Origin of the sequence: Pseudohongiella sp., assembly GCF_011050365.1 — a bacterium.
Taxonomy (GTDB): Bacteria; Pseudomonadota; Gammaproteobacteria; order Pseudomonadales; family Pseudohongiellaceae; genus Pseudohongiella.
This window is the reverse complement of sequence record NZ_DRFV01000009.1, coordinates 182039-203555: the sequence shown is the minus strand read 5'-3', so window position 1 is coordinate 203555 and position 21517 is coordinate 182039. Positions and strand designations below refer to the sequence as shown.

The 21517-nt window shown below is 56.7% G+C and carries 24 protein-coding genes and 1 tRNA gene; 22 read left to right on the top strand and 3 right to left on the bottom strand.

Translation table 11 applies throughout. The annotated features are described in order from the left end of the window. Positions 1–77: 77 nt before the first annotated feature. A complete protein-coding gene (locus ENH71_RS08670) occupies positions 78–443 on the bottom strand; it encodes an HU family DNA-binding protein (RefSeq protein WP_294134555.1) in 366 nt (121 codons plus the stop codon). A gap of 375 nt (positions 444–818) precedes the next feature. Between ENH71_RS08670 and ENH71_RS08665 the strand changes: the two genes are divergently transcribed. The 15 genes from ENH71_RS08665 (at position 819) to nadA (ending at position 13158) form a co-directional block, all read left to right on the top strand. Beyond that, on the top strand, positions 819–1082 hold the full coding sequence (locus ENH71_RS08665; RefSeq protein WP_294134557.1) for an FmdB family zinc ribbon protein: 264 nt from the start codon (positions 819–821) through the stop codon (positions 1080–1082). Positions 1083–1129: 47 nt separating this feature from the next. Further along, positions 1130–2908, top strand: a complete 1779-nt coding sequence (gene aspS / locus ENH71_RS08660; protein ID WP_294134560.1) for an aspartate--tRNA ligase — start codon at positions 1130–1132, stop codon at positions 2906–2908. Positions 2909–2975: 67 nt separating this feature from the next. Continuing rightward, positions 2976–3497, top strand: coding sequence for a crossover junction endodeoxyribonuclease RuvC (ruvC, locus tag ENH71_RS08655; protein ID WP_294134563.1), 522 nt, complete (start codon positions 2976–2978; stop codon positions 3495–3497). A 27-nt stretch (positions 3498–3524) separates the two neighbouring features. Further along, positions 3525–4139 (top strand): Holliday junction branch migration protein RuvA, encoded by a 615-nt coding sequence (ruvA, locus tag ENH71_RS08650; protein WP_294134565.1) that lies wholly within the window; start codon positions 3525–3527, stop codon positions 4137–4139. A 5-nt stretch (positions 4140–4144) separates the two neighbouring features. After that, complete coding sequence (ruvB, locus tag ENH71_RS08645) at positions 4145–5158, top strand: Holliday junction branch migration DNA helicase RuvB (protein WP_294134568.1); 1014 nt, start codon at positions 4145–4147, stop codon at positions 5156–5158. A 169-nt stretch (positions 5159–5327) separates the two neighbouring features. Beyond that, the gene (gene tolQ, locus ENH71_RS08640; RefSeq protein ID WP_414704707.1) at positions 5328–6035 is read left to right on the top strand and encodes a protein TolQ; all 708 of its coding nucleotides are present in this window, start codon (positions 5328–5330) and stop codon (positions 6033–6035) included. 39 nt (positions 6036–6074) lie between these two features. Next, positions 6075–6509, top strand: a complete 435-nt coding sequence (locus tag ENH71_RS08635) for an ExbD/TolR family protein (RefSeq protein ID WP_294134577.1) — start codon at positions 6075–6077, stop codon at positions 6507–6509. Positions 6510–6514: 5 nt separating this feature from the next. Continuing rightward, positions 6515–7342, top strand: coding sequence for a cell envelope integrity protein TolA (gene tolA, locus ENH71_RS08630; protein ID WP_294134579.1), 828 nt, complete (start codon positions 6515–6517; stop codon positions 7340–7342). After that, a complete protein-coding gene (tolB, locus tag ENH71_RS08625; RefSeq protein ID WP_294134581.1) occupies positions 7339–8646 on the top strand; it encodes a Tol-Pal system beta propeller repeat protein TolB in 1308 nt (435 codons plus the stop codon). Before tolA ends, tolB begins: the two co-directional genes overlap by 4 nt. A 125-nt stretch (positions 8647–8771) precedes the next feature. Beyond that, complete coding sequence (gene pal, locus ENH71_RS08620; protein WP_294134587.1) at positions 8772–9296, top strand: peptidoglycan-associated lipoprotein Pal; 525 nt, start codon at positions 8772–8774, stop codon at positions 9294–9296. Positions 9297–9302: 6 nt separating this feature from the next. Continuing rightward, entirely contained in the window at positions 9303–10187 is an 885-nt protein-coding gene (gene ybgF, locus ENH71_RS08615) for a tol-pal system protein YbgF (RefSeq protein WP_294134588.1), read from the top strand. Positions 10188–10291: 104 nt separating this feature from the next. Beyond that, complete coding sequence (gene queE, locus ENH71_RS08610) at positions 10292–10945, top strand: 7-carboxy-7-deazaguanine synthase QueE (RefSeq protein WP_294134590.1); 654 nt, start codon at positions 10292–10294, stop codon at positions 10943–10945. Positions 10946–11018: 73 nt separating this feature from the next. Further along, positions 11019–11735 carry a 7-cyano-7-deazaguanine synthase QueC gene (gene queC / locus ENH71_RS08605; protein WP_317622394.1) on the top strand — a complete coding sequence of 239 codons (717 nt, stop codon included), beginning with the start codon at positions 11019–11021 and terminating at the stop codon, positions 11733–11735. A gap of 101 nt (positions 11736–11836) precedes the next feature. Beyond that, a tRNA-Lys gene (locus tag ENH71_RS08600) sits at positions 11837–11911 on the top strand. Between the two features lie 161 nt (positions 11912–12072). Continuing rightward, complete coding sequence (nadA, locus tag ENH71_RS08595) at positions 12073–13158, top strand: quinolinate synthase NadA (RefSeq protein WP_294134595.1); 1086 nt, start codon at positions 12073–12075, stop codon at positions 13156–13158. A 10-nt stretch (positions 13159–13168) separates the two neighbouring features. Here nadA and ENH71_RS08590 read toward each other — a convergent pair whose 3' ends face one another. Next, entirely contained in the window at positions 13169–14623 is a 1455-nt protein-coding gene (locus ENH71_RS08590; protein ID WP_294134598.1) for a M48 family metalloprotease, read from the bottom strand. A 154-nt stretch (positions 14624–14777) separates the two neighbouring features. Between ENH71_RS08590 and ENH71_RS08585 the strand changes: the two genes are divergently transcribed. From ENH71_RS08585 to ENH71_RS08560, 6 genes are all read left to right on the top strand, one after another. Further along, positions 14778–15011, top strand: coding sequence for a sulfurtransferase TusA family protein (locus ENH71_RS08585; RefSeq protein ID WP_294134601.1), 234 nt, complete (start codon positions 14778–14780; stop codon positions 15009–15011). A 7-nt stretch (positions 15012–15018) separates the two neighbouring features. Continuing rightward, the gene (locus ENH71_RS08580; RefSeq protein ID WP_294134604.1) at positions 15019–16083 is read left to right on the top strand and encodes an AI-2E family transporter; all 1065 of its coding nucleotides are present in this window, start codon (positions 15019–15021) and stop codon (positions 16081–16083) included. Positions 16084–16225: 142 nt separating this feature from the next. Then, complete coding sequence (gene dapA / locus ENH71_RS08575) at positions 16226–17101, top strand: 4-hydroxy-tetrahydrodipicolinate synthase (RefSeq protein ID WP_294134607.1); 876 nt, start codon at positions 16226–16228, stop codon at positions 17099–17101. 19 nt (positions 17102–17120) lie between these two features. After that, positions 17121–18200: an NlpB/DapX family lipoprotein gene (locus ENH71_RS08570; protein ID WP_294137671.1), complete on the top strand. Its 1080-nt coding sequence runs from the start codon at positions 17121–17123 to the stop codon at positions 18198–18200. Between the two features lie 8 nt (positions 18201–18208). Further along, complete coding sequence (locus tag ENH71_RS08565; RefSeq protein ID WP_294134611.1) at positions 18209–19471, top strand: DNA recombination protein RmuC; 1263 nt, start codon at positions 18209–18211, stop codon at positions 19469–19471. Beyond that, complete coding sequence (locus ENH71_RS08560) at positions 19455–20117, top strand: MiaE family protein (RefSeq protein ID WP_294134614.1); 663 nt, start codon at positions 19455–19457, stop codon at positions 20115–20117. The genes ENH71_RS08565 and ENH71_RS08560 overlap by 17 nt, the downstream gene beginning before the upstream one ends. On the opposite strand, the gene ENH71_RS08555 is transcribed toward ENH71_RS08560, so the two are convergent. Further along, positions 20092–20661: a hypothetical protein gene (locus ENH71_RS08555; protein ID WP_294134616.1), complete on the bottom strand. Its 570-nt coding sequence runs from the start codon at positions 20659–20661 to the stop codon at positions 20092–20094. The genes ENH71_RS08560 and ENH71_RS08555 overlap by 26 nt on opposite strands. Before the next feature lie 144 nt (positions 20662–20805). Between ENH71_RS08555 and ENH71_RS08550 the strand changes: the two genes are divergently transcribed. After that, positions 20806–21501, top strand: coding sequence for an FKBP-type peptidyl-prolyl cis-trans isomerase (locus tag ENH71_RS08550; RefSeq protein ID WP_294134617.1), 696 nt, complete (start codon positions 20806–20808; stop codon positions 21499–21501). Positions 21502–21517 lie beyond the last annotated feature (16 nt).

The following is a 21517-nucleotide window of genomic DNA, read 5'->3' as shown; positions in this document are numbered from 1 at the left end:
AGATGTGTATAAGAGACAGGTGTTAACCCGCCAGCCTGACAGTGCCGTGGTAGCGTGTTGCCGGGCCGTACTGGCTGTTACTGAGCGAACTCTTTCAGTTTTTTCAACGGCAGGACCTTGACGCGGGTGCTGGCCGGCTTTTTGGGAATGTCCATGGTTTCGCCGGGTTTGAACGGGTTGGGTACACCCTTGCGCGCGGGCTGAGGCGGACGCTTGACGGCCTTGATCTTGAGCAGGCCGGGCAGGGTAAACTCACCAACGCCGCGCTTTTTAATGTGTCGCTCGATCAGGTCGCCGAGCTCGGTGAGTACTGCATCAACCTGCTTTTTGCTCAGATCCGTATTTTGTGCGATCTCTGCCAGGATGGCGGTTTTGGTGTATTTTGTGGCAATTGCCGTGGTTTTTTTGGCTGTCGGTTTTGCTGCTGGTTTGGTAGCTGCCATGCTGATTCTCGTGTGTAGTGAGGTGAATTATTAATGATACGTAGCAATAATGCGTAACGTCGCAGGCGGAAATGACCGCACGAGCCGTTATTTATAAAGGATTGCAGTGCCTGCCGCAAGTGCTGAGAGGCTCTGTCTTGAGCCGTTGTGCAAATTGTTTTCAGTCGTAGCGCCGGACCTGACATTATTGATGCATCTATTGCCGCAAGACAGGTGATGATCGTCGGAAATATAAGGTATAATCGGCGGCTTTTGAGCGAAACTGCTTTCTTTGTAATTGATTCGTCAACGGCCCGCCCCGGGGCCCTGTTGTGAGCTCAGCTTAACAGCATGGTCAGGCGCAGGACGAAGACCCGGATAGAGAGACCTATTTTTATGCCGATTTATGAGTATCAATGCAAGGAGTGCGGCCACCGACTGGAATCCATCCAGAAATTCAGTGACGCGCCGCTAACCGACTGTCCGGCCTGCCAGCAGGCGGGATTGATAAAACAGGTGTCCGCACCCAGTTTCCGCCTGAAAGGTGGCGGCTGGTATGAAACCGATTTCAAGACCGGTAACAAACGCCATGGCACCCAGGACAGCAGCGCGGCAGAAAGCTCAACCGCCGGCAGCAAATCATCGGACACCGCCGCCTGAGATTTGCCGCAGAATTCACATCCAGAACAAACTTGCAGGAAGTCAGTATGCGCAGCCATTATTGCGGAGAATTAAATGCAGCCCGGATTGGCGAAACCGTCAGTCTCTGTGGCTGGGTCCATCGTCGACGTGATCATGGCGGCGTTATTTTTGTGGATCTCAGGGATCGGGATGGTCTGTGTCAGGTCGTGTTCGATCCGGACCGCGCGGAAACCTTCGCGCTTGCCGAAACGCTGCGCAACGAATTCGTCGTCCGGGTCACCGGTCTGGTGCGCGCCCGTCCGGAAGGCACCGTCAACAAGGATCTGCCCAGTGGTGCTATTGAGGTGCTGGCACACGAGCTGGAAGTGCTCAGTGTGGCTAAAACACCGCCGTTCCAGCTGGATGAGCACGCCTCGGTGAGCGAGGATGTGCGTCTGCGCCACCGTTATATCGATTTGCGCCGGCCGGAGATGATCGATCGTCTGCGGTTCCGCTCCAAGGTTAGCAACACCATTCGCAACTATCTGGACGAAAATGGTTTCCTGGATATTGAAACGCCAATCCTGACCCGGGCGACGCCCGAGGGTGCGCGCGACTATCTGGTGCCCAGCCGGACGCATCCGGGTGAGTTTTTTGCCTTGCCGCAATCGCCGCAGCTGTTCAAACAGATTCTCATGGTTGCCGGCATGGACCGGTACTACCAGATCGCCAAGTGTTTTCGCGATGAAGACCTGCGCGCTGACCGGCAGCCCGAATTTACCCAGATCGACATTGAAACCTCGTTCATGAACGAGGAGCAGATCATGGCGACCACGGAAGAGATGATTCGCCAGACCTTCAAACGCCATCTGGATGTCGACCTGGGCGATTTTCCGCGAATGACCTGGGGCGAAGCCATGCGCCGTTTTGGTTCCGACAAGCCGGACCTGCGTATCGACCTGGAATTTACCGACATTGCTGACCTGATGGCTGCGGTGGACTTCAAGGTATTCGCCGGTCCGGCAAAAGATCCGGACAGCCGCGTGGTGGCCCTGCGCGTACCCGAAGGTGCGTCACTGAGCCGCAAAGACATCGACGAGTACACCAAGTTTGTCAGTATTTACGGTGCCAAAGGCCTGGCCTGGATCAAGGTCAATGACATCGACGCCGGCCTGGAAGGTTTGCAATCGCCCATCATCAAGTTCATGCCGGAAGCGGTCGTGAAGCAGGTGCTGGAACGTCTGCAGGCGGCTACCGGCGATATCATTTTCTTTGGCGCGGACAAAGCCGGTATCGTTAATGAAGCCATCGGCGCGCTGCGCCTGAAAGTGGCGGCAGACCTGGGCAAAGTACGCGCAGGCTGGGCACCCTTGTGGGTCGTGGACTTTCCGATGTTCGAGCGCGACAAGGAAGGCAATCTGAACTCTCTGCACCACCCCTTTACCGCGCCCTCGTGTACCCCCGAGGAGTTGCGGACAAACCCGGATCAGGCGCTGTCGCGAGCCTATGACATGGTACTTAATGGTACCGAGTTGGGTGGCGGCTCTATCCGTATCAATCAGCCGCAAATGCAAAGCGCGGTGTTTGATCTGCTGGGCATCGGTGAGGAAGAGGCGCAGGAAAAATTCGGTTTCCTGCTCACGGCACTGGCCTCAGGTTGTCCACCGCACGGTGGCCTGGCATTTGGCCTGGATCGCCTGATCATGCTGATGACCGGCGCTACGTCGATTCGTGAAGTCATTGCCTTCCCGAAAACCCAGTCGGCAGCGTGTCCGTTGACCGATGCACCGGGACCGGTGTCGGCAAAACAGTTGCGTGAACTCAATATCCGATTGCGTGAGCAGCCGGCAGCGCCGTCCGCCTGAGGCGCGGGTTGCGGGAACATGATCTGCGGGTGCCCGGCGTCGGGCACCTGTGTAACCGGGGCAGAACATGACACTCATCCTGGGCATTGATCCCGGTTCGCGAGCAACCGGCTTTGGTATCATCGAGTCAGTCGGCAACCGTCTGAAATACGTTGCCAGCGGTTGCATCAAACCTGCCCTGGGTGAGCATCCACAGCGCCTGAAAGAAATCTTCCGCGGTATCAGTGATGTCATCGAGCAATACTCGCCGCAGGAGTGTGCCATCGAAGAAGTGTTTCTGGGCAAGAGTGTGTCCTCGGCCCTGAAGCTGGGACAGGCGCGGGGCAGTGCCATGGTCGCCTGCCTGCATCTGGATCTGCCGGTCGCCGAATACACCCCGCGCACCGTCAAGCAGTCTGTCACCGGTTCCGGCGCGGCAGACAAGGTGCAGGTGCAACATATGGTCAAGGTCCTGTTGGGCCTGCAGGGCAAGTTGCAGGCCGATGCTGCAGATGCGCTGGCAATCGCGCTGTGTCATGCTAATACCCGGCAGAGCCTGATCAAGGTTGCCTCGGCGCGCAACTTCAGTCGCGGTCGTTTCCATCGCTAGTGCATCGGGTCATAAGGAGATAATTGGGTGATAGGTCGTCTAAAAGGTATTGTGCTGGAGAAAAAGGCGCCGGACCTGTTGCTGGATGTCAACGGTGTCGGCTATGAGTTGCAAGCGCCAATGAGCACATTTTATCAGTTGCCGGCATCCGGTCAGGGCGTGGTGTTGCACACGCATCTGGTCGTGCGCGAGGATGCACATTTGCTGTTTGGTTTTTATGATGAGCAGGAGCGCGCCCTGTTTCGCGCGCTGATAAGGGTCAGTGGTGTCGGTCCCAAGGTGGCGCTGGCAATCCTGTCAGGTGTGACAGCGGATGAATTCGTCCGTCTGGTGCGGCACGATGATGACACCGCGCTGACGCGAATCCCCGGTATCGGCAAAAAAACCGCCGAGCGCTTGCTGCTGGAAATGCGCGATCGTCTCAAGGACTGGCAGTCTCCGGCAGCGTCCGGCGACGCGGCAGGCGCACCGCAGCCGGCAAGCGGTGGCAATGCGGTCAGTGAGGATGCCGAGACAGCGTTGATCGCGCTGGGCTACAAACCGGCGGAAGCGGCACGCATGATTGTCCGCACGCTGAAGGATAATCCGGGGCTCGAGCGCAGCGAGGAAATTATCCGTCTGGCGCTCAAGGGAATGGTGTGACAACTATGACAACTGACAATGATCGACTGATTTCGCCATCGCTGGCGCCGCAGGAGCAGTCTGTTGATCGTGCCATTCGTCCGCTGGTGCTGGCTGACTATATCGGCCAGGATGATGTCAAAACCCAGATGGATATTTTTATCAGCGCCGCGCGTAATCGCCGTGAGCCGCTGGACCATACCCTGATCTTCGGACCGCCGGGGCTGGGTAAGACCACGCTGGCCAATATTATTGCCAATGAGCTGGATGTGGCGATCAAGACCACCTCCGGCCCGGTGTTGGAAAAGGCCGGTGACCTGGCCGCACTGCTGACCAATCTGGAAGAGGGTGATGTCCTCTTTATCGACGAAATTCACCGCCTGAGTCCGGCAATAGAAGAAATACTGTACCCGGCGATGGAGGACTACCAGCTTGACATCATGATCGGTGAGGGCCCGGCGGCGCGTTCCATCAAGCTGGAGCTGCCGCCCTTTACCCTGGTCGGTGCCACCACTCGCGCGGGTTTGCTGACATCACCCCTGCGTGATCGTTTTGGCATCATTCAGCGCCTGGAGTTTTACACGCACCCGCAGTTGACCGAGATTGTTGCCCGCTCCGCCCGCATTCTGGGTTGCCAGATCGACGAATCCGGTGCCTTCGAAATTGCCCGTCGTTCTCGCGGCACGCCGCGTATCGCTAACCGGCTGCTGCGCCGGGTGCGGGATTTCAGCGAAGTGAAGCATGCTGGCCAGATCAGCAGCGAGATTGCCGGGCTGGCGCTGGACATGCTCAGCATCGACAACAATGGATTTGATCATATGGACAGGCGCCTGTTGCTGACCATGATCGAGAAGTTCGGTGGCGGTCCGGTGGGTGTCGACAGTCTCGCTGCGGCGATCAGTGAGGAGCGCGACACCATAGAGGATGTGCTTGAGCCCTACCTGATCCAGCAGGGTTACATGATGCGCACCGCCCGCGGGCGCATGGTGACACCTCATGCCTATTTGCAGCTGGGATTGCCGGCGCCGGTTCAGCCCTGAGGCGCGAACTGAGTGACAGGGTGATACAGAGTTCACAAAGCGGGCAGCAAAGCATAATTTAGCCATATTTTATCAGCCTTTAGACACCCACTCCTGTATTATAAGTTATTAATTTGACTTATAATGCGCCCTGTTTTCAACTCTGTCTTTGCAGGCTCGAAATTATCAGATAAGGGAGTGTCCGGTGGAAAGCTCGATAAGTGTCTGGTCGCTGATACTGGAAGCAACGTTAATCGTTCAGTTGGTCATGCTGATTCTGTTGCTGGCCTCGGTGGTGTCCTGGGTCATGATTATTCAGCGCTGGCTGGTACTCAGTAGTGCCGAGCAGGGCATGTGGGGGTTTGAAAAGCGCTTCTGGTCGGGTATGGATCTGAGCCAGCTCTACCGCGATGGCAGCAACCAGCAAAAAGAGAACCAGCCCACCGGAGGCATGGAAAACATTTTTCGCGCCGGCTTCAAGGAATTCATGCGTCTGCGTCAGCAAGGCGGTGTGAGCTCTGAAGGTGTGATGGCTGGCGCGCAACGTGCCATGCGTGTAGCCTACTCGCGTGAGGAAGAGAAGCTGGAGAAAAATTTGCCGTTTCTGGCAACTGTCGGCTCGGTGACACCGTACATTGGTTTGTTTGGTACCGTCATCGGCATCATGAATTCCTTTATCGGCCTGGCAGAACAGAATCAGGCGACATTGCAGGTGGTGGCACCGGGCATCGCTGAGGCGCTGATCGCAACCGCCATGGGCCTGTTTGCGGCGATTCCGGCGGTGGTTGCCTATAACCGGTATTCCAATCGCGTTGACGTCATCGCGCAGAATTATATTACCTTTACCGAAGAGTTCGCCGGCATCCTGCATCGTCAGGTGGCCAGCGTACAGAAGTAAACAGCTCGTCATCCCAGCCCTGTTACGGTAGCGAAAGCGATGGAAATAGTCAGAAAACGACGCAAGCCGATGTCAGACATCAATGTGGTGCCCTACATTGACGTCATGCTCGTGTTGCTGATTGTTTTTATGGTGACGGCGCCATTGCTCACACAAGGTTTACGGGTGGATTTGCCCCAGGTTGATTCCGAGCCCATGGACATGGATGAAAACGCCGAGACTCTGGTTATCGAGCTGACGGCGGAAAACGAATTTTTTATCAGCCTGGGTGTTACTGAGCAGGATGAGCAAACCCCCGTGGAGCTGTCGACGATTGGTCAGCAGGTGGCATCAATTGTCGAGGTCAATCCGACCATACAGATATTCATCGAGGGTGATGCCAGTGCCAGTTACGGCCCCTTTATCAGTTTGATGGAGGCACTGCGCGTGGCTGGAGTTGATAGCCCGAACCTGGTAACCAAACCACTGGAATAATTGTTGTGACAGCGTTTAACGGTTATCCAATTTCAGTTTTTCTGGCAGTACTTTTACACGGTGCGGTACTGGGAGCCTTGCTGATGTTCCAGCAGGCGGAGTCCGAAGTGCTGGACGCGGTGCGCCCGATGGTGGTCAAGGCGTTGCTGGTGTCGGAGAATCCGCAGGCGCGCAATGAACGCGTCCAGCAGCAACAGGTGCAGCAACAGCAACGCGAGCGAGAGCAGCAACAACAGGCCCGTGAGCAGCGTGAACAGCAGGAGCGCGAGAGGCAGGAACAGCTCCGTCAGGAGCAGCAGCGACAGGAACAGGCGCGTCAGACGCAGCTCAGACAGGAGCGCGAGCGCCAGCAACAGGCTGAGCAGGAACGTGCAGAACAGCTAAGGCAGGAGCAGCAGCGCCAGGAAGAGGCGCGACGGCAGGAACAGGAGCGCCTGGAGCAACAGCGCCTGCAGGAAGCCGAACGTCAGCGGCAGGAACAGGCGCAGGCACAGGCAGATGCCGCTGCAGGCGAAGCCGCTGAGACTGAAGCGGAAATGACAATGGCTTATACGGCGGTGATTCACGACCTGGTGCAACGCAACTGGTCACGTCCGCCCAGCGCAAGAAACGATATGACAGCCGTGCTGAGGATCCGATTGGTTCCCACGGGTGATGTGGTGGATGTGGAAATAGTCAGGTCGAGCGGTGATGCTGCCTTTGACCGTGCGGCGGAAAATGCGGTGCGGGCTGTGGGCAGATTTACCGAACTGCAGGGCATGCCGCCGCGAATGTTTGAGCGGAGTTTTCGTTCACTGTTGTTAACATTCAGACCGGAGGATTTATTAAATTGAACCGACGTAGCCTGCTGGTACTGGTGCTGACATTTGCCTTTTCTGCAAGTGTTAATGCCGCTGAGTTGAACATCGAAATTACGCGCGGTGTTGATAATCCCATTCCTGTGGCTGTGGTGCCGTTTGCCTGGGAAGGCGGTGTGCCGCTGGATGAAGACATTGCACAGATTATCGGCAACAATCTGCAACAGGTCGGCGAGTTCCGGGCGCTATCGCGCGCCAATATGCTCAGCATGCCCAGCGAAGAGCGTGAAGTGCATTATCGTGACTGGCGCATACTGGCGCAGCAGTACCTGGTGGTCGGCAAAATCAGTCGGGTCCCCGGTGGTCAGATGGTGCAGGTGCAGTGGGAGTTCTTTGACATCAATCGCGAACGAAAGGTGCTGGGTGAAGTATTGACTGGCAGTATCAGTCAGCTGCGTGATATTGCGCATGAAATCAGCGATGTGGTGTATCAGGAAATTACCGGGCGTCGGGGTGCCTTTGCCACCAAGATCATGTATATCTCGGCAGAGGGCGACATTGGCAACATGACCTATCGACTGCACTACGCTGACTATGATGGCCGTCGTGCCCAGATTCTGCTGGAGTCGCGCGAGCCGATCATGTCACCGGCATGGTCGCCTGACGGCAGCCAGATTGCCTATGTGTCGTTCGAAACGGATTTGCCGCGCATCTATATTCAGGATCTGGCATCAGGTCAGCGGCGCCAGGTCACCAACTTTCCCGGCATTAACAGCTCCCCGGTGTGGTCCCCTGATGGCAGCAAGCTGGCAATGGTTCTGTCCAAAGACGGCAGTCCGGATGTGTATGTGCTGGATCTGGCAACGGACCAGCTGACCCAGATCACCGACCATCCGCGGGCGGAAACCGAGCCGGCGTGGACACTGGATAGCCGCAATGTATTGTTTACGTCAGATAGAACCGGTCAGCCGCAGATCTACCAGGCTGACCTGAGCGGGGGGTTCCCGGAGCGGTTAACCTTCGACTGTTTTTATTGTGCCAAGGCCCAGTTCCTCCCCGATGGGGTGAATATGGTCCATGTTCGTCGTGCGACCCGTCAGGATAATACTTACAGTATTGCCATTCTCAATATGCAGACTGGCCGGGTCATAACGCTGACGGATACGGCACTGGATGAATCTCCCAGCGTGGCACCAAACGGAAGTATGATAATGTACGGCACAACCTATAATGGCCGCGGCGTGCTTGACGCTGTTTCCATTGACGGACGTGTAAAGTTCCGTTTACCATCCCCGCAGGGCGATGTACGCGAGCCTTCGTGGTCTCCGTACCTGAATTAAGGTATTGTCGGGTAAAGATGTTGCAGTACTGGCGTAAGTATAATTGTTGTACCGGTCATCAAAGAATTTAATGTTTATAGCTTGTCTATTGGAGGACGCTAATAGTGGGTATGCAAATTAGTAATATGTTTAGAACAGCGGCACTGGCACTGACAATTGCCGGTATGGCAGCGTGTAGCTCTACCAGCGACACGGAAGAGATGCCGATGGAGACCAATGATACCGCAGCCGCTGACGCAGCTGCCGCTGCAGCCCGCGCCGAGCAGCAACGTATGGAGCGTGAACGCATGGAGCGTGAGCGTGAGGAGCAGGCGGCTCTGAACACAACCGTGTTCTACTTCGACTTTGATGTGGCTGAATTCCAGCCCTCAGATCGTGAGACGCTGATTGTGCACGCGCGCAACCTGGCATCAAACCCGAACCGTCGTGTTCGTCTTGAAGGTCATGCTGACGAGCGCGGTACCCGGGAATACAACCTGGCACTGGGCGAGCGTCGTGCCAACAGCATTCGTGACTTCCTGATCGTGAACGGCGCATCTCGCAGCCAGCTGGAGACAGTCAGCTACGGTGAAGAGCAGCCGGCAGTGCGCGGTCAGACTGAAGCCGCGTATCGTCAGAATCGTCGCGTAGAAATTCAACCGGCGGGCTGATAAGGCATGAAGCGATTCCTGGCAGTTGTCGCAGGCAGTGTAACGGCAGTCGTGTTTAACACGACTGCTTTTGCGCAGGCCGGTTCTTCCAATAATGATGCATTGATGTTGCTGCTGGATCAGTTCCAGGATATCCGTAACGAGATGCAGACCCTGCGGGGCATGGTGGAAGAGCACGGTTACGAGATACGACGCCTGCAGCAGGATTCGCTGGATCGATATACCAATCTGGATGCGCGCATCAGTGCGCTGTATCAGGATCTGGAAGCAGCACGGACTGCCGGAGTCACGATTGGTGCCGGTGCAGGCACCAGTTCTAACCCGGCAACAACCGCTGCATCGGGCACAAACGCAGCAGCAAGTGCCAATACGGGCACAACAGGCTCTGCGACAAATTCAGTGTCGTTGCCATCGACATCGGCATCGTCAGGCAGTCAGGCTGCCGCTTCGCCATCGCAGGCAAGCGCGCAATCTGTCAGCAATAACGTGTCGGCGCCGGCAACAACAGGCATGCTGACCGAGCAACAACTTTACGAGCTGGCGCTGGATTCACTGCTACAGCAGGAGGCGTATCAACGTTCCGTGCAGGAGTTTGACCAGTATCTGGCGGAATATCCGGATGGCCGGTTTGTCACCAACGCCTACTACTGGAAAGGTCAGGCTTACGTCAACCTGTCCATGTTTGATCAGGCGCGGGTTGCGTTTGAAACCATTCTGGATCAGTACCCCGATGGCCGTAAAATCGAGGATGCCATGTATTCGCTGGGCACGGTGTATCATCGGCTGGGTGACAATGCCCGGGCACGACAACTGCTCCAGGAAGTACGGGCACGCTTCCCCAATACGTCCGCCGCCAACCTGGCTGATATATACATGAGATCCCTGAACTAAGGCAGGCCCGGTCCAGACCATAGCGGCAGACTTGCGTCAGCGCCGTGCAGTTCTCACGACGTTTGCTTGCCGCACAACTTTAGCCTCCCCAGAACGACGAGCTCATGACCAAACCCCTCAGTTTGCGCATTAATGAAATATTTTTTTCCCTGCAAGGTGAAAGCAGCACCGTAGGCCTGCCAACGACTTTCGTGCGCCTGACCGGTTGTCCGCTGCGCTGTGGCTATTGTGATACCGAGTATGCCTTTCACGATGGCACGATGATGCCGCTGACCGACATCCTGGCGCAAGTCAGCGCAACCGGTGCGCGCTACATCACCGTTACCGGCGGTGAGCCGCTGGCACAGCCGGGTTGTCTGGTATTGCTGCGTGAGCTCTGTGATCAGGGGCTCAAGGTGTCGCTGGAAACCAGCGGAGCGCTGGATATTGCCGCCGTGGACCCTCGTGTGACAGTGGTCATGGATTTAAAAACGCCGGGCTCGGGCGAATGCGACCGTAATCTGGAGAGCAATATAGGTCGCCTGAAGCCCGTGGATGAAGTGAAGTTTGTCATTTGTGATCGTCGCGACTACGAGTGGAGCAAGGCCAAAATTGATCAGTATGACCTGAGCAGCCGGGTGCGCGAGATTTTGCTGTCACCGGCCTTTGAACAGGTACCCTATCGCGAGCTGGCAGCCTGGGTGTTGGCTGATCGTTTGCCGGTGCGCATGCAGGTGCAGTTACACAAAATTATCTGGGGAGATGCGCCGGGTCACTGACGTGGCGCATTAACCGTTGTATGCTTAAGTTTTTGGGAATTCCGGACAGGGTAGTGTGGTGACAGAGTCGAAACTGGACAGCAGTCATAACAAAAGCGCAAAAAAAGCCGTCATTCTGGTATCGGGCGGACTTGATTCGGCCACCTGCCTGGCGATAGCGCGGGCGGAGGGCTACGATTGTTTTGCCCTGAGCTTTAATTACGGACAGCGAGCCAACAGCGAACTCGATGCCGCGATGCGACTGTCGACAGCATTTTCCGTGCACCAGCATCAGGTGATACCGCTGGGAATAGGCCAGCTGGGTGGGTCTGCATTGACCGATTCATCGGTGGCCATGCCCGAATCGGGAGTGGTGGCCGATCAGATACCGGTTACCTACGTGCCTGCGCGTAACACGGTGTTTTTGTCCTACGCGCTGGCGTGGGCCGAGGTGCTGGAGGCCGACGCCATTTTTATTGGCGTCAATGCGCTGGACTACTCCGGGTACCCTGATTGTCGGCCCGAATTCATCAAGGCCTTCGAGCAGATGGCCAATCTGGCGACCCGCATCGGTGTTGAAGGCCGTCCCATCCGCATCAAAACGCCATTGATCGACCTGAGCAAAGCCCAGATTATCGCCATGGGGAATGAGCTTGGCGTCAACTACCGGTTAACCGTGTCGTGTTACCAGGCCGACAGCAAAGGGCGTGCCTGCGGGCGTTGTGACAGCTGCCGATTGCGCCGCAAAGGTTTTGAAGATGCCGGCGTCAAGGATCCGACCGTGTATGTTGATACAGCGTTTGCCGGTTGAAAATACGCTTTTTTGACAAAAATACTTGAGTTTTTCCTGTTGCGTAGTATGATGCGCACTCTCTTTTGCAGGGCGCCGGTCCCGAAGAGATTTCCCCTCGGGGGGCGTTAGCTCAGCGGTAGAGCAGTTGGCTTTTAACCAATTGGTCGATGGTTCGAATCCATCACGCCCCACCATTATTCAGAGCCTTACGGATCTGAAAAAATCCTGTCAACAAAACCTCTTTGAATGAAATCCGCAGCCGCGCGGTCAACTCCCGGGATAGCCTCAGACTTATTCAGGGCTGCCGAAGCTATGGTATCATCCGCACTCTTCTTGACAGCGATAAGACAGACTTATGACGCAATCATCTGCACAGGATAACCGGCTGGCTGCCGACACCTTGCTGGTACGTGAATATCTGGCCGAGGTGCCGCACAAACCGGAGCCGGATCCGACGGAGAATCAGCGCTACCGTGACGCCATCAAAGCCCTGCTGAAAGAGCGCAACGCGACTCTGGTGGCGCATTATTATACCGATCCGGAGATTCAGGCGCTGGCCGAGGAAACCGGCGGTATGGTGTCGGATTCACTGGAAATGGCACGCTTTGGCCGCGACTGTGATGCCGATGTGCTGGTCGTGGCGGGTGTGCGTTTCATGGGTGAGACCGCGTCCATTCTCAGCCCGGACAAAACCGTATTGATGCCGACCACGGCAGCGACCTGTTCGCTGGATATCGCCTGTCCCATCGATAAATTTTCTGCATTCTGTGATCAGCATCCGGATCGTGTCGTGGTGGTTTATGCCAATACGTCAGCTGCCGTCAAAGCGCGCGCTGACTGGGTAGTCACATCCAGTATTGCGCTGGATGTGGTTGAGCACCTGCAAGACCAGGGCAAAAAAATTCTGTGGGCGCCCGATCGACATCTGGGGCACTACATTCAGCACAAGACCGGTGCCGACATGATTCTGTGGGATGCCGCGTGTATCGTACATGAAGAATTCAAGGCCAAGGGCCTGATGGACATGAAGGCTCTGTACCCGGATGCCAAAGTACTGGCGCATCCCGAGTCGCCGTCATCTGTGCTGGCCATGGCCGATGTGATCGGCTCCACCAGTCAGTTGATCAAGGCTGCCGTCGAATTGCCGGAGCAGACCTTTATCGTGGCAACTGACCAGGGTATTTTTTATAAAATGCAGCAACAGGCGCCGGACAAGACCCTGATTGTCGCGCCCACTGCGGGCAATGATGCGAGCTGTCGCAGTTGTGCCAGTTGTCCCTGGATGGGGATGAATTCACTGCAGGCGATGTACGAGTCACTGCGTGATGGCAGCAACCGCATTCAGGTTGACCGTGATCTGGCCGCCAGGGCCATGGTGCCGCTGCAGCGCATGCTGGATTTCTCGCAACAACGACAACTGGCCGTCAAAGGCAAAGCCTGACGGCCGGGCATTAGCTCTGCTGTTCGCGCTGCAGTACTTCCACATCAGTGATGCGTTGGCGCAGACGTGAGATCAGCGGGATGTTTTCTTCGCGATCATTTTCGATACGCAGGGCGTAGCTCAATTGCTCGCGCGCGCTGCGGAAATCCCCCACCAGAATAAAGTACTCGGCGCGGGCCTGGTGCACCTTGCTGATATCGCCAGCCTGCCCCTGAGTCTCGGCGATCATGTACCACAAGTTGTAATCATCTGGCCGCCGCTGCACGTGGGCTTCCAGAACTCTGACGGCAGCCGCGTAATCCCGGATACCGATCAGCGCACTGGCCCTGGCCATGGTCAGTGGATGGTTGGCAGGATTGATGCGCAGATGGTGATCTATGAAGGGCAGTGCCTCCTGCGGCGCGCCGCTGTCGACGAGAATTTCTGCCTTGCTGGCAACATAGGTAATACGGTTGGGTTCTTTTGCCAGCAGCTGCTCAATCAGTTCCAGGGCCCGATCGAACTGGTCATCCTCCTGGTAGGCCATGGCCAGCCCGTAACGCAGTCCGTCTGTGTTGCTGCTGTCGACATTGTCCTGTAAACGCTGACTGAAGTCCTTGATGGCATTAGCCTTGTTGGGCTCGTAGTGAACTTCCACGCGCGCCCGCATAAGCTGGTATTCCAGATCCGGAGGTGGCAGGCGCTCGGGGTACTGATTGGCGCGGCTGCGCGCATCCGAAACCCGCGATTCAGTCACCGGGTGACTCAACAGGAACTCGGGTGGGCGAGAGGAAAATCGTGACATGGCCACCAGCCGTTCAAACAGGCTTGCCATATCATCCGGGTCGTAGCCGGCGCTGTACAAGGTACGCAGGCCCAGACGGTCGGCTTCGGCTTCGTTCTGCCGGGAAAACCGTAACTGGTTCTCGATGGCCCGGCCCTGGGCCGCCATCACCGCTGCCGGCCCGGCGCTGCTGCCGGCACCCATCAACACCACACTGGCGAGCAGGGTGGCCAGTTCCGGTATGCGCCGTCGCTGCGCGTCTTCAACACTGCGGGCGAAATGCCGCTGGCTGACGTGCGCGAGCTCGTGGGCGATTACCGAGGCGAATTCACCCTCGGTGTGGGCGTTCAGAAACAGGCCGCCGTTGACACCGATGATACCGCCGGGTGCGGCAAACGCATTCAGCGCCGGGCTGTCAATGATGACAAATGCCAGCCGGTAGTCCTGCAGGTCACTGTGTACCGCCAGGTTGTGGGTAAAATTGACCAGGTAGTCGTTGAGCAGGGGGTCGCTGATGGTGGGCGCACTGCGGCGCACCGAGCGCAGAAAGTTCCGGCCCATCTGGTATTCTTCCTCCAGCGAGTAGATGCCGGAAATACGGTCCCCCAGCGTGGGCAGCTGGGACTGACCCAGCCCCGGCACCGGAGCGCTCAGCAGCAGAATGCTGGCTGCCAGCGAGGTAATCTGACGAAATGTGCGCATACTTGACCGATTGCTGATAAAGACGACATGCCTGATTAGATAGACCGATAATAACACAAATAATTCCGTGGGCTGCTCGATCCCGGGGGCAGACAGTGATGTCTGCAACACAGTGCTATGCAGGGCTTCCCATTGCTTGATAAAATGCGCGGCTATGGGAACTCATGCTGATGAAGAACTGGACGTCACCGGGCTGCAATGCCCGATGCCTCTGCTGAAAGCCAAGCTGGCGCTGAATGCGCTGTCGCCGACACAGGTATTGAAGGTTGTGGCCACAGACCCCGGCTCCGAGCGCGACTTTTATGCCTTTGTGCAGCAAAGCCGACACCGGATTCTGGCCTTCGAAAAGCACGCTGAAACCTACAGTTACTGGATACAGAAGGGCTGAGTTGACCATGCGCAATTTTTTCAAGGGATTTGTGGATCGCTATTTTCATGATGAAGAAGCGGTCATCTTTACCCTGATACTGCTGACCGCCCTGGTGGTCCTGCTGACCATAGGCTCCATAATTGCGCCATTGATCGCAGCGCTTATTCTCGCCTATCTGCTGCAAGGCCTGGTCGGCACCCTGCAGCGACTGGGGCTGAGCTATTTTCTGGCGGTCGTTATCGTTTATGCGCTGTTTATCAGCACGTTTTCCGCGGTGTTGCTGCTCCTGCTGCCGCAGGCCTGGCGGCAGGCTGCGTTGCTGGTGAACGAGCTGCCACGGCTGATCAGTGAAGGGCAGTCGTTATTGTTGTTGTTGCCGGAGAGCTACCCCAATCTGCTGACAGAAGTGCAGATCCAGGAGTTCATCCGCGGGCTGCGCGGCGAGCTGGCCCTGTTCGGGCAGTATGTGGTGTCGTACTCCATTGCCAGTATTCCCAACATCTTTTCCTGGCTGATCTTTATCATCCTGGTGCCGGTGCTGGTATTTTTCATGATGAAAGACAAAGTGGTGCTGGTGTCATGGGTGGCCGGTCTGTTACCCCGGCACCGGCCTCTGATGCGCAAGATATGGCAGGAAATGGACCTGCAGGTCGCCAACTATGTCCGCGGCAAAGCACTGGAAATCGTGATTCTGGGTTTTGTCAGCTACATTGCTTTTATGCTGATGGGAATGAATTACTCATTGCTGTTGTCTATTCTGGTAGGCCTGTCAGTGATCATTCCGTTTATCGGGGTCGCCGTGGTGGCCGTACCGGTGGCCGCTGTGTCTTATGCGCAGTGGGGCATGGGCAGTGAATTCGTCACCATCATGGCGCTGTATACCGTGATTCAGCTGCTGGATGCCAATGTTCTGGTGCCAATCATATTCTCGGAAACGGTTAACCTGCATCCGGTGGCGATCATCGCGGCAGTGCTGGTATTCGGGGGGTTGTGGGGGCTGGCCGGGGTGTTTTTTGCCATTCCGCTGGCGACGTTGATCAAGGCGATCATCAATGCCTGGCCGACCCATCAGGATATGGGCGGCTCCTGACCGCTGGTGTTGGCGGGCACCGGCGTTTTTCCCTGGCGGCGCGCTGTGGTAGAGTCTGCTGCCGGAGCCGGCACACACTGATGGCGCGAAGGTTCTTTTAACGGTTTCTGGTCGAGTTTAGTCGATTCAAGTTGAGGTTTGCATGATTCAGGGCAGTATTGTTGCCATCGTTACACCCATGTTGCCCAATGGCGATATAGATTACCCGGCATTCGACCGATTGCTGGAGTGGCATGTTGAAAGCGGTACCGATGCCGTCGTGGTGGTGGGTACCACCGGCGAATCGCCGACGCTGGATATGGATGAACACACGGCCGTCATCGCCCGCTGTGTCAAAACCATCAATGGCCGTATCCCGGTTATCGCGGGCACCGGTTCCAATTCCACCAGTGAAGCAATCTATTATACCCAGGCGGCCAAGGAGCATGGTGCTGACGCCTGCCTGCTGGTCACGCCCTATTATAACAAGCCCAGCCAGGAAGGCCTGTATCAGCACTTCAAAACCATCGCGGAAAGCGTCGACATCCCACAGATTCTGTACAACGTGCCATCGCGCACTGGCTGCGACCTGTTGCCGGAGACGGTAGACCGGTTGGCCGATCTGCCCAACATCGTGGGTATCAAGGAAGCCACGGGTGATCTTGATCGTGGCCGGCATGTCATCAGTTTGTGCGCTGAGCGTATCGCCATATACAGCGGCGATGATGCCACCGCCATGGATCTGATTCTGATGGGTGCCAAAGGCAATGTGTCAGTCACTGCCAATGTTGCGCCGGCGCAAATGCATGAAATGTGTCGTTTGGCACTGGCCGGTGACAGCGAGAAAGCCAGCCTGCTAAACGCCAGACTGGCGGGCCTGCACAACGCGCTGTTTCTGGAGTCCAACCCGGTGCCGGTCAAATGGGCATTGCTGGAGCTGGGATATATCCAGAACGGCATCCGTCTGCCGCTGATGCCTTTGAATGACGCGTATCGAATTCCGGTCCGTGAAGCGATCCGGCACGCCGGACTAGATTAATTCGTCACAGGTTGAAACCATGTTGTCAGTAAGTACACAAGTAGATAAATTCAAAATGTTACGCACCCTGACCGTGCTGGTGGTGGCGACCAGTGTCAGTGCCTGTTCCTGGCTGGGTATTGGCGGCGAAGAAGGCTGGTTGCGCGATCGCCAGGACGAATATTTGCGTGCCGAAATCACGCCGCCCATGCAGATTCCGTCAGAGCTTGACAGTTACACCATCGACGAGCTGTATTACATTCCTGAAGAAGCGCCGGGCGATCGTGCCCTGTATATCGTGCCGCCGGCGCCCAAGCCCATCGATTCCCGGGTTCGTGAAGGCGTGGTAGTCCAGCGTTTCGGTGAGCGCGCCTGGATCGTGATTGGTGCCACCAGTGGCCAGGTCTGGCCGCGGTTGCGCGATTACTGGTCGACCGAAGAGGTTGCCCTGAGCAGTGAAAACGCTGAGGCCGGACTGCTGGAAACGGTCTGGTTGCCGCAATCGGATACCAATCTGCGCCACAAATACCAGGTTCGGGTAGAGCCCGGTCTGCATGCCGGCAACTCTGAAATTTATGTGCGCCATGTCAGCGACAATGGCGGCAGCGCGGCCAATGAGCCGGCGCAATTCCCGGAAGAGTCGGACAGTCAGGAGCGGGAGAACACCATTCTGGCGTCCATTTCGCTTTATCTGGCCGATCGCACTGATATTTACCGTGCCTCATCAGTGTCCATGCTGGCAGGCAGCATTGAAGCCCTGGGTAAGGCCCGGGTGGTCACTGCCGGTGCCGGCGATACACGACTGGAACTGAGGCTGGATCTGGAGCGTGCCTGGAGTCAGCTCAATCAGGCCATCAACAATGCCAACATTGAGGTGCTCAACGCTGATCGTGATGCGCAGCGCTTCCAGGTGGCATTCTCCGGCGCCGAAGAAGAGGAGGAGCCCGGCTTCTTCGGCCGTCTTTTTGGCGGCGGTGATGACGCTGAAGTGATCAATTTTGATATCACTGTGGCGGAAACCGAACAGGGCATCAGTGTGCGGGCGGTGCCGTCGTCGGGACAGTCTGCGCCCTACGAACAGGATCTGTTGATTCGCACGATCAACGATAATCTCATCTGACGGTGTTAATGCCAGACTCAGTGCCGCTGCTTCTCGCCCTCGGTCTGGCAGGGGCAGCCTTGCTGCTGGGGGCGTTGGTAGCCGGGTTGAGTCTGCGTATGCGCTACCGCGATCGTATCGTGGAGTTGCAGACTCTGCTGCAGCAGGAACAATCCCGGGCCCAGGAAAAGCTGGTGGTGCTGACGCAGGCGCGTGAGGAGATGCGTGCCCAGTTTCGCGTGCTGGCCAGTGATGTGCTGGATGAGAAAACCCGCCGTTTTACTGAAACCAGTCGCCAGGGCCTGGGCGATATTCTGTCGCCACTGCAGGAAAAAATCAGCCGATTCGAGAAAAAGGTGGACGAGACCTACAACCGCGAGGCCCGGGAACGGTTTTCGCTGGAAAAGGAAATCAAAAACCTGCAGGTACTCAATGCACGTATCAGTGAAGACGCCATCAATCTGACGCGGGCATTAAAAGGCGAAAGCAAAACCCAGGGTGCCTGGGGCGAGTTCATTCTGAGCTCGATACTGGAAGCTTCCGGGTTGGTCGAGGGCCAGCAGTACGAAACCCAGCGTAGTCTCGATGCGGCCGGTGACGATCACTCGGCGAACGGCAACGTGCGGCGCAGCCAGCCTGATGTGTTGGTGTATCTGCCTGACAATCGCCAGGTGATAGTGGATGCCAAAGTGTCACTGACCGCCTACGAGCGTTACTGTTCGGCAGAGAATGCTGATGATCAGGCGGAGTATCTGCGTCAGCATGTGTTGTCTCTGAAAACCCATATCCGCCAGCTCAGTGACAAACAGTATCAGCATCTGCCGCAGGTGAATTCACTGGATTTTGTGCTGTTATTTGTGCCCATTGAGCCGGCGTTTTCGCAAGCGCTGCAGCACGAACCGCAGCTGTTCAATATTGCTTTTGAGCGCAATATCGTACTGGTTGGGCCGTCAACATTGCTGGCGACCCTGAGAACCATTCACAACATCTGGCGTTACGAACAGCAAAGCCGCAATGCCCAGGATATTGCCCGCCGTGCCGGCGCGTTGTACGACAAGTTTGTCAGTTTTGTCGCCGACATGGATGATCTGGGCCGGAAACTGGATGCCGGTCAGCGCAGTTATGACGCGGCCATGAACAAATTGCAAAGCGGCAAAGGCAACCTGATCAGTCGTACCGAGCGTCTGAAAACACTGGGCGCCCGCGCCACCAAACAACAGAACGCCGAACGCCTGGAGCGGGCGCTGGAAAACGATACCGGGGATGATGAAAACGATGAGCACGCGCAATAACAGCAGTGAAGAGCTGAGTCGGGAGCTGGAGGCATTCTTGCTTTGTCCGACCCCGGCTGCCTGGCTGAAATGGGCTCTGCAGAACCAGACCCTGTTGCTGATCGACCATGCCAATTGTGAAAAAAAAGCGGCCTCCAATGCCATGGGACTGATGTATCGGCACGTGGCGTACACGGATTTGCTGATCAAGATGTCACAGCTTGCGCGCGAGGAGCTACTGCATTTTGAACAGGTGGTCGGCCTGATGGCCGGGCGCGGCATTGTTTATCAACGCATCGGGCCATCGCGTTATGCGGCCGGCCTGCGCGAGCATATGCGCACCGACAAACGCGAAGAAATCCTGACTGACAGCCTTATCGTCGGCGCCATCGTCGAAGCACGTTCGTGTGAACGCTTTGCCAAACTGGCGCCATTGCTGGACAAGGAGCTGGGCAAATTCTACCTTAGTCTGTTGCGTTCCGAGGCGCGGCATTACAAGGACTATCTGACGCTGGCGGCGAAGTACACGGCGGAAGATATCACGTCACGCGTGCAACATTTTCTTGCCGTGGAGAAACAGCTGATAGAGTCAGAGGATGACGAGTTTCGCTTTCACAGTGGTGTGCCCGTCAGGGCAGGCTCTAGTCAGCACACTGAGCCGGCCTGATCAGGTTCTGCCCCAGGCGTTGTGCCAGGGTATCGAGCTGTTGGCAGGGGATGTTGTGATTGCCGGTCAGCACGGCGCTGGTCAGAGATGACACCGCCAACAGGCCGGATATGTCATTCAGTGCATTGTTGGGTGCATTGACTGAACTCAGCCGGCGCAGGCGGCGCAACTCGTCCAGGTGCTCAAGCTGGTTGCCGGCCAGGTCCAGATAACGCAGATTCTCCAGTTGCCCGATACCGCCCAGGGTCTCAATTTCCAGCGCCGGACAGGCAAGGATCTGTACATCATTGGCACCGGCCAGTTCGCCGTCACGCAGGGCCACATTGATGCAGCTTTGCAGACCTGCATCAGCCACCGTGACGACATGGCCGGGGCGCGGGTCATACAGCACCTGTTCGTTGACGCTGACCGAGAACTTGCGGGAACAGCCGGCGAGCAGCACACAGCCCACTGCCAGCGTGATTATTGCCAACAGGCGCAAGCGCGAGGCGTGGCCCGCAAAGGCGGATATTCTGGTTGAGTGTGGCGGCTGACAGAAATGCATGGCAGTGACAGGTCCGTGTGACGGCAATAGGCTTGAGACAGAAAGCATACGGCCTGTCAGGCGATCTGTACACTGGAAATCAGCCCGCAGTCGGTTTAGTATGCTCGCCGTTAAATGAATTTCTTACCAAGACGGGATGAAACTATGAAAAGTATTCGTGTCACGGGCCTGAGCCTGGCGGTGTCACTGGCTGTACTGGGTGGTTCTGTGCAGGCACAGGATCTTGATCTGACCGACGAACGCACTCAGATCAGCTACAGCATAGGCGTCAATATCGGACAAAACCTGGTTATGCAGGGGTTGACCGCAGATATCGACATGGATGCCTTTATGGCGGGTCTGGGCGATATCGTTGCCGGCGAACCACAGCTGAGCGAAGACCAGATGATGCAGGCGCTGACCAATTACCAGCAGGAACTGATGGACCGACAGCAGGCCGAACAGGACGCAGCTCGTGCGGAAAGCGAGGCCTACCTGGCCAGCAATGCGCAGGCTGAAGGCGTGGCAACAACGGCGTCCGGTTTGCAGTATATGGTGCTCGAGTCCGGCGATGAAGGCGGCGTGTCACCGCAGCCGACCGATTCTGTGCTGGCGCATTACGAAGGTCGCTTCGTCAATGGTGATGTTTTCGACAGCTCGATCGAGCGCGGCGAACCGGCACAGTTCGTGCTGAATCAGGTCATTCCCGGCTGGACAGAAGGTCTGCAGTTAATGCAACCGGGCGACAAGTGGCGCCTGTTTATCCCATCGGATCTGGCTTACGGTCCGAATGGCTCGGGCCCGATCCCGCCGCACGCAACACTGATTTTTGATGTCGAGTTGCTTGAAGTCAATCCCTGATCGCAAGCACACCTAT

Excerpts from the sequence above, each read along its gene's own strand:
- ENH71_RS08670 (WP_294134555.1), bottom strand. The coding sequence starts at position 443 with ATGGCAGCTACCAAACCAGCAGCAAAACCGACAGCCAAAAAAACCACG.
- ENH71_RS08665 (WP_294134557.1), top strand. The coding sequence starts at position 819 with ATGCCGATTTATGAGTATCAATGCAAGGAGTGCGGCCACCGACTGGAA.
- aspS (WP_294134560.1), top strand. The coding sequence starts at position 1,130 with ATGCGCAGCCATTATTGCGGAGAATTAAATGCAGCCCGGATTGGCGAA.
- ruvC (WP_294134563.1), top strand. The coding sequence starts at position 2,976 with ATGACACTCATCCTGGGCATTGATCCCGGTTCGCGAGCAACCGGCTTT.
- ruvB (WP_294134568.1), top strand. The coding sequence starts at position 4,145 with ATGACAACTGACAATGATCGACTGATTTCGCCATCGCTGGCGCCGCAG.
- ENH71_RS08635 (WP_294134577.1), top strand. The coding sequence starts at position 6,075 with ATGGAAATAGTCAGAAAACGACGCAAGCCGATGTCAGACATCAATGTG.
- pal (WP_294134587.1), top strand. The coding sequence starts at position 8,772 with ATGTTTAGAACAGCGGCACTGGCACTGACAATTGCCGGTATGGCAGCG.
- ybgF (WP_294134588.1), top strand. The coding sequence starts at position 9,303 with ATGAAGCGATTCCTGGCAGTTGTCGCAGGCAGTGTAACGGCAGTCGTG.
- queE (WP_294134590.1), top strand. The coding sequence starts at position 10,292 with ATGACCAAACCCCTCAGTTTGCGCATTAATGAAATATTTTTTTCCCTG.
- nadA (WP_294134595.1), top strand. The coding sequence starts at position 12,073 with ATGACGCAATCATCTGCACAGGATAACCGGCTGGCTGCCGACACCTTG.
- ENH71_RS08590 (WP_294134598.1), bottom strand. The coding sequence starts at position 14,623 with ATGCGCACATTTCGTCAGATTACCTCGCTGGCAGCCAGCATTCTGCTG.
- ENH71_RS08585 (WP_294134601.1), top strand. The coding sequence starts at position 14,778 with ATGGGAACTCATGCTGATGAAGAACTGGACGTCACCGGGCTGCAATGC.
- ENH71_RS08580 (WP_294134604.1), top strand. The coding sequence starts at position 15,019 with ATGCGCAATTTTTTCAAGGGATTTGTGGATCGCTATTTTCATGATGAA.
- dapA (WP_294134607.1), top strand. The coding sequence starts at position 16,226 with ATGATTCAGGGCAGTATTGTTGCCATCGTTACACCCATGTTGCCCAAT.
- ENH71_RS08570 (WP_294137671.1), top strand. The coding sequence starts at position 17,121 with ATGTTGTCAGTAAGTACACAAGTAGATAAATTCAAAATGTTACGCACC.
- ENH71_RS08565 (WP_294134611.1), top strand. The coding sequence starts at position 18,209 with ATGCCAGACTCAGTGCCGCTGCTTCTCGCCCTCGGTCTGGCAGGGGCA.
- ENH71_RS08560 (WP_294134614.1), top strand. The coding sequence starts at position 19,455 with ATGAGCACGCGCAATAACAGCAGTGAAGAGCTGAGTCGGGAGCTGGAG.
- ENH71_RS08555 (WP_294134616.1), bottom strand. The coding sequence starts at position 20,661 with ATGCATTTCTGTCAGCCGCCACACTCAACCAGAATATCCGCCTTTGCG.
- ENH71_RS08550 (WP_294134617.1), top strand. The coding sequence starts at position 20,806 with ATGAAAAGTATTCGTGTCACGGGCCTGAGCCTGGCGGTGTCACTGGCT.